The 8,137-nt window shown below is 32.7% G+C and carries 7 protein-coding genes; all 7 read right to left on the bottom strand.

From position 1 onward, the window contains the following. Positions 1–863: DUF262 domain-containing protein (locus tag ACIQ2X_RS11190; RefSeq protein ID WP_396179005.1), on the bottom strand; the 863-nt coding region annotated here is incomplete at its 3' end. A gap of 4 nt (positions 864–867) precedes the next feature. After that, the gene (locus ACIQ2X_RS11185; RefSeq protein WP_396179004.1) at positions 868–2,676 is read right to left on the bottom strand and encodes a site-specific DNA-methyltransferase; all 1,809 of its coding nucleotides are present in this window, start codon (positions 2,674–2,676) and stop codon (positions 868–870) included. Positions 2,677–2,753: 77 nt separating this feature from the next. Beyond that, a complete protein-coding gene (locus ACIQ2X_RS11180; RefSeq protein WP_396179003.1) occupies positions 2,754–5,027 on the bottom strand; it encodes a DUF3987 domain-containing protein in 2,274 nt (757 codons plus the stop codon). Beyond that, complete coding sequence (locus ACIQ2X_RS11175) at positions 5,024–5,302, bottom strand: helix-turn-helix domain-containing protein (RefSeq protein WP_396147085.1); 279 nt, start codon at positions 5,300–5,302, stop codon at positions 5,024–5,026. Before ACIQ2X_RS11175 ends, ACIQ2X_RS11180 begins: the two co-directional genes overlap by 4 nt. Before the next feature lie 3 nt (positions 5,303–5,305). Next, positions 5,306–5,608, bottom strand: coding sequence for a helix-turn-helix domain-containing protein (locus tag ACIQ2X_RS11170; protein WP_396179002.1), 303 nt, complete (start codon positions 5,606–5,608; stop codon positions 5,306–5,308). Between the two features lie 121 nt (positions 5,609–5,729). Next, positions 5,730–6,596 (bottom strand): DUF6617 family protein, encoded by an 867-nt coding sequence (locus tag ACIQ2X_RS11165; RefSeq protein ID WP_396179001.1) that lies wholly within the window; start codon positions 6,594–6,596, stop codon positions 5,730–5,732. Positions 6,597–6,801: 205 nt separating this feature from the next. After that, positions 6,802–7,908: a phage integrase SAM-like domain-containing protein gene (locus tag ACIQ2X_RS11160; RefSeq protein WP_396179000.1), complete on the bottom strand. Its 1,107-nt coding sequence runs from the start codon at positions 7,906–7,908 to the stop codon at positions 6,802–6,804. Between the last annotated feature and the right edge of the window lie 229 nt (positions 7,909–8,137).

Below are 8,137 nucleotides of genomic sequence, written 5' to 3'. Positions count from 1 at the left end.
CTAAAAGCGTCATTACCAAATATATCACGCGCTAGGTTTAATGCTCTATTGAAGTCGTTTTCTAGTTGGTTAATATCCGTTTTATCAAGTAATTCCATACTAGAATTAATAAAATCATCTAATCCTGGCTCGTATTTTTGAAAACCAATCAGATAGAAAGCTACAAAACGGCTTACAAAATCTCTGTCTTGCATCCTCTTACTTGGAATTCTACCTTCAGTTGCTGAAATGAAACTATCACATTTAGCCATTTTTTTTATTGCATTTGCAGGTATACCTTGAAAAACAGCGTTTCTTATTTCAGAAGGTGTTAATTCTAATCCTCCAGTATTTAACCTTTTAAAAAGAATAAAACGTACTTTTTTGTCTGCTTTTTTAACTAAATTAACTGTAATTGGTCTTGTAATAATACTTCTTTGTAATGTTCTATCTAGTTCATCAAAAGATTTTCCTTCCAAAAATGGTTTGTTATCTCTATATCCCAAAAATTCTAACCCTGTTAATTTGAAACTTTTCTTCACACAAAAATTATCTATTGAACAACATCTTTGTAATCCATCAATAATATCCCATTTTTTATTTGATGTATCAAAATAGAATGCTGGTAATGGTAGTCCAAGTAGAATAGATTCAATTAGTCTACTTTGCATTACAGGAGACCATAAATTATTTTCTCTTTGAAACTCTGTATTCAAGTTTATTTCTTCAAAACTTAATCTATCAATTAAGTAACCTACTGTATAAGGTGGAGTTTCAATCTCAATTTCGTTAGGATTAAATGGTCTAATTATAGTATCAGAACCCGATGAAGTATCTTCAATATCAATGATTTCTTCTTCAAAATTGTTATCGTTATTTTCCATTTTTTTATATTACTTTCATTTCTGAATCAGGGCTTAACTGTTTCAGTAATTGTTTTACGTTTTCTTTTGCGGTGTCGTCTTTGAATGATTTATCTCTAAATACAATTCGTAATGGTTTTAGCGTTGCGATTTCTTTGGCAAAAGCTTCATCAATGCCTTCATCAAAACAACATAACAAGGCATCATCAGCCACTTTAAATACTTCTTTGTTGGCTATTTTGGTTTGTTCTATTTTTAGTGATAACGGTAAACCCCAATCTAACATAATTTGAGCTACTAAATCATCTGAATTTCTATCGGGTTTGATGTTGTCCTCTAATAAATCTAATTGTCCTTGTTCGTATTGATTGGGAGTGTAATACACATCTTGCATATTACTGCTGTCAAGTTTATATACTCTGAAACCATAATCAACATTGGATTTTGTTTCTTCTTTTATTTTTTTGGCTGCTCTACGAATACGTTCTTTACCTATTTCACAAATATTATCATAACCTGCTTTAAAGGCTTCGCTTTTTTCATCGGTTCGTTCTGGAACTTGAACCATAATAAATTTTCTATTTCCACCATCTTCGCTATTTAATTGCATTACTGAATGAGCTGTGGTAGCGGAACCTGAAAAGAAATCGAGGATAATGTCGTTTTTTGTATTCGATAATTCTAACATTTTTTCCAATAATTCGATTGGTTTAGGCGTGTCAAATGCTCCTGAATTCATTAATGTTTTTAATCTTCCTGTTGCAGTTGATGTGTATAGATTTTCGTCCCACCAAGTTGTAGCAGTTCTTCTTGAATTTTCTGCATCTTTCAAATAATATTTTTGTTGAAGATTATTTGTAGTCTTGACAACTTGTCCATTTTTAAACATTTCTGTCATTCTTTCTTTTGAAAATCTCCAATACCCTATAATTCCTTCAAACTCGTAATAAGGATTTCCTTTTTTTGCACCACCTGGACCATCAACTGGTACTAGTTTGTAAAAACCCTTTTCATCAGATTTATCAAAACCTTCTAAATTTGGTTTTAATCCAATATTTTTTCTGTTTTGAAAAATTATATTTTGGTCTTTTGCATAGAATAAAATATGATTATGATTTGAAGAAATAATTTTATCATTAGAAACAGAAGCTCTTGCTTTATGACAAATTTGTGCTATCAAATTCCCTTCCCCAAAAACTTCATCAGAAATTTTGCGTAAATTATGCACTTCATTATCATCAATCGAGATAAAAATCACTCCATCATCTGTCAAAAGGTTTCTAGCTAATTTTAATCTTGGGTACATCATTGTTAACCAATCAGAGTGGTAACGACCAGAAGTATCTGGATTGGCAACAAGACGATTATTATATTCATCTTTTAGTCCTGCTTCTTCTTGGTATTCGTCTGTATCTTGTGTAAAATTGTCTTTATACACAAAGTCTTTTCCTGTATTGTACGGAGGATCGATGTATATCATTTTTATTTTACCCAAATAACTTTCTTGCAATAGTTTTAATACTTCTAGGTTGTCGCCTTCAATGTATAAGTTTTCGGTGTTGTCAAAATCTACACTTTCTTCACGAGCTGGACGTAAAGTTTTGTTTATGGGTAAATTGGCTGTTACAATAGCTTCACGTTTTCCTGGCCATTCTAGTCTATAGCGTTCTTTGTTGCCTTCAACAATATCTTTGGATAACTCTTGCTTTAGTTGGTCAAAATCAATGGCTAAACCATTAGCAGATTCTGTAACGCAATTTGGGAAAAGAGTTCTTATTTTTTCTATGTTTTGGCTTACCAAGTCTGGTGAAGTCATATCGAGTTTGTCTGACATATTATGGAAATTGTGAATAAAACTGTAATCTCCAAAAATAGTAAAATTTAACTTCTTTTTTTTGTTTTTGTTTAACTTTAGATGATTTTTGTATATGTCCCATATTCAGGTTGTTGTAAGTAATTGCCTAAACAAGATTTTAAAAATGAACCGACCGTTCTTTCTGCTATATTGAAGGTCGCGCCTAATTCAACTGCTTCTTTTCGTGTGAAGTGATTTGGTAAGGCATCAAAGAATAGTTTTTTGTTTTGTCCTTTTTTGAAAGGCCCATTTTCTTCGTCTTCCTGTTTTGGCAAGTTCTCGAACATTAGAATGTTGTGTTTTAAATAGACTTCAATTAATTGCGATGCTGTTTCAAAGTCTTCATCTAAACATTGAATATCAGTGGCTTGTTCTTGTGCTTGGAATTTGCGAATACTTGTAAAAATCATACACATTCTATACAAAACCAATCCTAAACGTTTTACAATACTTTGGGCATCTTCGGAAACAAAGGCACTGATTTGACTTAAATACTCGCTGAATGTTGGGTTGAATTTGTCCCATTGTTCTTTGGTTAAATGTATTTTGGTTTTACCACTATCGAGAAACAAAACCATTTCATACACAACGTTTGATAACTTGGCAAAATGGTCGGTTAAATTCACTCTCGAACCATACGGAGAAGGGTCAATCCATTTGCTGTTGGTTTTGAAAACATAAAAAACAAAACGACTAAATAAACCATCTTCGGCGGATGCAATAATGTTATATACTTGTTGAGGTGTTCCCGAAAGTGCAACAGCTAAACGTGGATTGTTGATTTCGAAATACTCATTATTGGTTTTTCTTGAAATAGATATTTTTTCGCTATGGAATGCTTTTCGTAACAAATCAGAATAAGAACCCCAATCGTTTTTGAATACTTGTCCTAATGTATCGGCTTCGGTTTCGCAAATAATACCTGTACCGTCATTTTGTTGTAAGTGTTGGATAATTTTTGCATTACTGGTATTGGCAGGAATGTATACTACTTTGAATGGTGGTTCTTCTGGAATTTCTTCTTGTGTATTGTCGTCTTTCGTTTTGAAACGTTGCGCTTTTTTGTACGCTGCCATTTTTAGGTCGTATTCTTTTTTTTGTTCTCTTGAATTTTTGAGGACTTCTTCGTGGTATTTATCTGCTAATTCTTTAGAAGATTGTAATGCACCTTTACCTGATGCAGCAGGAGCTAGAATGAAAGAAAACAAATGAGGATAAACAGTTCTGCCACCATACTCACCAGTAACATTTGGTAAGCAACCCGATAAAATTGCTAAAGCACCAGTTAGAAACGTATCTCTTTCTCTTGGTTCGGAGAATGCTTCTGCACCTTGTTTAAGAATAGGAGGTAAGTTGTCGTAAACCGATTGCGGAATTGTTGGTGTATTTAGTAAATAGTTTTCGTCGTCTATTGGTTCATTTTTTGCTTTGCTAATTGTTTTTTGTTGTATAGGTTTGCGGTTGGCAAAGTCGGCAAACTTGGCAAAATCTGCCGACTGATTTTTGTAGGCACTTTGAACCGATGTTTTGATTTCTTTTTCGTCTAAATCGAAATTGGTAGTACAATAGTCTAGTGTATCGGCTTCGTAAATCCCGAAACGATTGGCATTAGATGCAAATAGATGAATGAAGTTATTTCTATTGCCGTTAGTGTATTGTTCTTTTTGCTCTGTGAATTTCAGGCATTTGTCCAATAAAGTGTCCGTTGCTTCAAAAGAAGTTGTTTCCACTTTTTGCGGTTTTGGAAGTGGTATTGCTTCTTCTTGAACTTCAAATATTGTTGCATCTTCCTTTATATAAATCTCTGGATCATAAGAAACAAAACACAATCGGGTAATGTCTTTGCATTTTGCATCAAAATCATAACCTGATAGGTTTTTATAAAAAGTTGCCACTTGATTGTATGCGATAGTGTGTTGTGTTGCATTGGAGTTGATTTTGATGAATACTTTTATTCCTTCGCCACTTGGACTAATAAAAGATGCGAACGTGTATTTGCAGTCGTTTATTAACTTAACCAAAGTGTAGAGTTCTGGAACTGGAATGTGGTCGAAGTCTAATCCGATTATTTGAGAATAAGTGTTAAGATTGCCTTTGGTTCTACTTGTTCCATACGTGCCGGACATTGTAAAACCATTTAAGGTGCTTTTAATTTCATCGGCTGTTTTCTCATCTCCTTTGTGTAATGCGTATCGAATTGAATTTACTTCACTTTGGTATTTATCAGATTTAATTTCTTGAAGAACATCGATTAAAGTTCTTTCTCCTAAGTTGTATTTAAACTCTTTATAAACGCTTACCATCAGCTGTTTGTTTGCTACTTCACTCATTTTTTCTTCGGTTTATAGTTCTCGTTTAATAACTCTTGAATGTCTTTTAGTCGGTAATAGATTTTATTACCTAATTGACAATAGCCGATAAATCCGCTGTCTCTCCAACTTTGTGCTAATCGTTTGCTTATGTTCATAATTTTCATAAACTCTTGATTGTCGCAGAATAAGTCGTCTGGGTTCAATTGCTGTTTCTTTTTGAGAATAACAGTAATCTCTTTTAAATGCTCTTGAATTTCTTGGAACATTTTCTCTGAAGGTTCGTAAAATGGCATCGCTTATTTTCTTTTGTGAGTTAGTAAATAGTTAGCTGCCATTGTCTCGATTTCGTCGGTACTGTCTTGACGGTTGCGTAGTAGCCATTCGTCTAATTCAGCACGTTTGAAATACAGTTTTTTACCTTGAGTACAGAAATGTGGAATTGATTTCTGACTGGTCAATTTGTAGAGGTGTGATGCGCTTATGTCTAAATAGTTGCAGGCATCGTTGAAGTTTAGGACTTCTTTCATTAGGAGATTTTGTTCTCCAATTCTTTGCTCAAGTTTTTCGAGCTTTTCTAAAATTAAAATTTCGTTACTCATTGCGTTACGTTTTAAATGGTTTAACAATCATTTCTGACGGCTAAATTATTTTGTAACACACTGGTAATTAATTAGATAATTATATCTAACTCATATATCTAACACAACTAACTGTTTTTATTTACAGATGATTAAATATGTTGTCGATTTCTGCTTTTTTATAAGGTTCTCTTTGGTTGGCATTGTATAAACTTCCCTTTTTGATTGCATTTCCTTTTTTGGAATAAAACAAGTTTGAACTATCAATGGATGTTGGGTTAAAATTTGAAAATGAAAGTTCAAGTTTTTTAACGATATATGAAAACTCTAAAGTTTCACATCCTATAAATATTTGTGCAGCACCAATCTTCAAATCTCTACTTGTTAAAACACTAACTAAATCGTCTACTGTAGTTTTGTCTTCGTTTAGTAACTCAATATCACGATTTAATAAAAATAATACTGATTTTAAGTTGTCCGTTTTGCCATTAAAACCAAAAGAAAAACGATTACTTTTTTCAAATTTATAATTGTCAATACCTAAAAGAATATTGTGAACTGTTTGAAATTCAGGAGTTGTTTTTTCAATATTGATTTCTGGAATTGGTTGTTTCAGTAATTCTCCAAATAGTTCATTTTTGGTTGAAGCTAAATCTGCCAAATATTGCGGATATAATTTTTCGGTTTCTTTTAGAAAACGGATTACGTTAGTAATAAGTTGAGGTATTACATAGGTGGTTAATTCTGTTTTTGGAAAGTTTTCTCGGTCTGTTCCAATACAAAACAAAATATCTTTGCACGACTTTACAACGTTTTGTATGATCTCTTTTTTTTGAATTTCGTCAATGTCTTTGTTCATAGACTTGAAAACTCTATCAGTCAATCGTGTTGCTTCGTTGAATAAAAGGAAATGATAAAACTTTTGTGTCGTTGTTATCGGTTCTGCCAAAGTTACTTCTACTAATGGATGCAGTATTTCGTGACTTATATCGTTGTTAGGTTGCGCCATATAGATTTCTAACCCATCTTCTTTGAATAAGTTGGGTTTGTCCTTGTGAAGCTCTTTTAATGCTTTGAAGTACTCGTTTATAGTTGGTGTAGGCTTAATAAAGTTTGTTGATAGATTTTGTCTTTAAAATTTATCATTTATGGCGTTGCTTGCCCAGGGTTTTAATTCACCGTAAACAATGCTTTTAAAAATAGTTAGTTCCATATCAAAAATCTAATTTAATTCTGTTAGCTGCTTCCATTTTCTTTTCGTCAATTATTTTGGCATATACTTGAGTAGTTCTAATGTCTTTATGACCTAATAATTTAGATACTGTAAATATATCAGTTCCTAACGTCAGTTGCAAAGTGGCATACGTATGACGAGCACAATGGAACGTTATTGTTTTACTAATTCCGGCTTTCATTACCCATTGTTGTAATTTTAGATTGTGCCACGCACTGTATTTTAATCCTTTGAAAACTCTTTCTTCAGGTTCTCCGATTTCTTTTAATAAATCACGAGCTTGGTCTGACATTGGTAATGTTTCAGCTCCTTTAGTTTTCTTTTGTCTGAAACGAATGTACCAACCGTAATCATTTGAGTGTTGCACTTCTGACCAAACTAATTTATTTATATCTGACCATCTTAAACCTGTTAGGCAACTGAATACAAACGCTGTTTTTAGGATTGGAATTTCACATTCGTGTTTGAGTATGCTTTGTAATTCTTCTAACGTTAGAAACTCTCTTTCGCTGTCGCCTTGTGGCAAACAATCTACTTGCTCGGCAGGATTGGAACGGATAATTCCATCTTTAACGGCTTGTTTTAAAGCTGCTCTAAATTTGTTGAAATAGGAGTGTGCCGAATTATCAGAAAGGTTTTTATTGCTAGGTGTCTTTGCTGTTTTGGTTAAGTAATCTTTGAAGCCTTCAACAAACTTTCTATCCAATTGAGCAAATGAAATATCTTTTGGACAAAACTTTCTTAAATGTTTGATGGTGCTATCCCAGTTGTCATAATTGCCTTTACTTTCCATTCTCATTTCGGCTAATGTTTCCATATAGATAATGAAGAAGCCTTTTAACTTCTCCTGGTCGTTGAAACCATACATTCCGTTTTGAATTTCTAAATGTCTTTTAGAACGAACACTTTCAGCTAATGAAAGGATTTTTTTGTTTTCGTCTCTTTGCGCTTGTGTTAGCTTTCCTTTTTCGGGTTCTGGGATGAGGTATAAACCTAAATACTCATATTCTCGTTTACCATTTTTATAGTAATCAAGATACAAGCTAATTTTGTTTGCTTTCTGTCTTTGTCTTAAAGTTACTTTCATAAACGTAAATTTTATTTATCAGAGGTCGTTTATGCAATCGCCTTTTTTTTAATTGTATTTGCTAACGCAAATTTGTTTTTAGTGGCGATGTCATAATACCATCAATTAAAAAGTTTTGAGTTATTAAGTTAAATTCCGTATATTAGTTCCTTTAAATACTGAATTATGGATAATTTTAAAGGTCAAAATATACTCAATCTAGTAAAAGAATTCCCAAATGATGATTCTT

Source organism: Flavobacterium sp. (assembly GCF_044368625.1).
Classification (GTDB): Bacteria; Bacteroidota; Bacteroidia; order Flavobacteriales; family Flavobacteriaceae; genus Flavobacterium.
The sequence above is the reverse complement of the archived record's forward strand: the minus strand, read 5'-3'. Positions and strand labels throughout refer to the sequence as shown.

What these genes read in the sequence shown, in the direction of transcription:
- ACIQ2X_RS11185 (WP_396179004.1), bottom strand. Translation starts at nt 2,676, where the DNA reads ATGTCAGACAAACTCGATATGACTTCACCAGACTTGGTAAGCCAAAAC.
- ACIQ2X_RS11180 (WP_396179003.1), bottom strand. Translation starts at nt 5,027, where the DNA reads ATGAGTGAAGTAGCAAACAAACAGCTGATGGTAAGCGTTTATAAAGAG.
- ACIQ2X_RS11175 (WP_396147085.1), bottom strand. Translation starts at nt 5,302, where the DNA reads ATGCCATTTTACGAACCTTCAGAGAAAATGTTCCAAGAAATTCAAGAG.
- ACIQ2X_RS11170 (WP_396179002.1), bottom strand. Translation starts at nt 5,608, where the DNA reads ATGAGTAACGAAATTTTAATTTTAGAAAAGCTCGAAAAACTTGAGCAA.
- ACIQ2X_RS11165 (WP_396179001.1), bottom strand. Translation starts at nt 6,596, where the DNA reads ATGGCGCAACCTAACAACGATATAAGTCACGAAATACTGCATCCATTA.
- ACIQ2X_RS11160 (WP_396179000.1), bottom strand. Translation starts at nt 7,908, where the DNA reads ATGAAAGTAACTTTAAGACAAAGACAGAAAGCAAACAAAATTAGCTTG.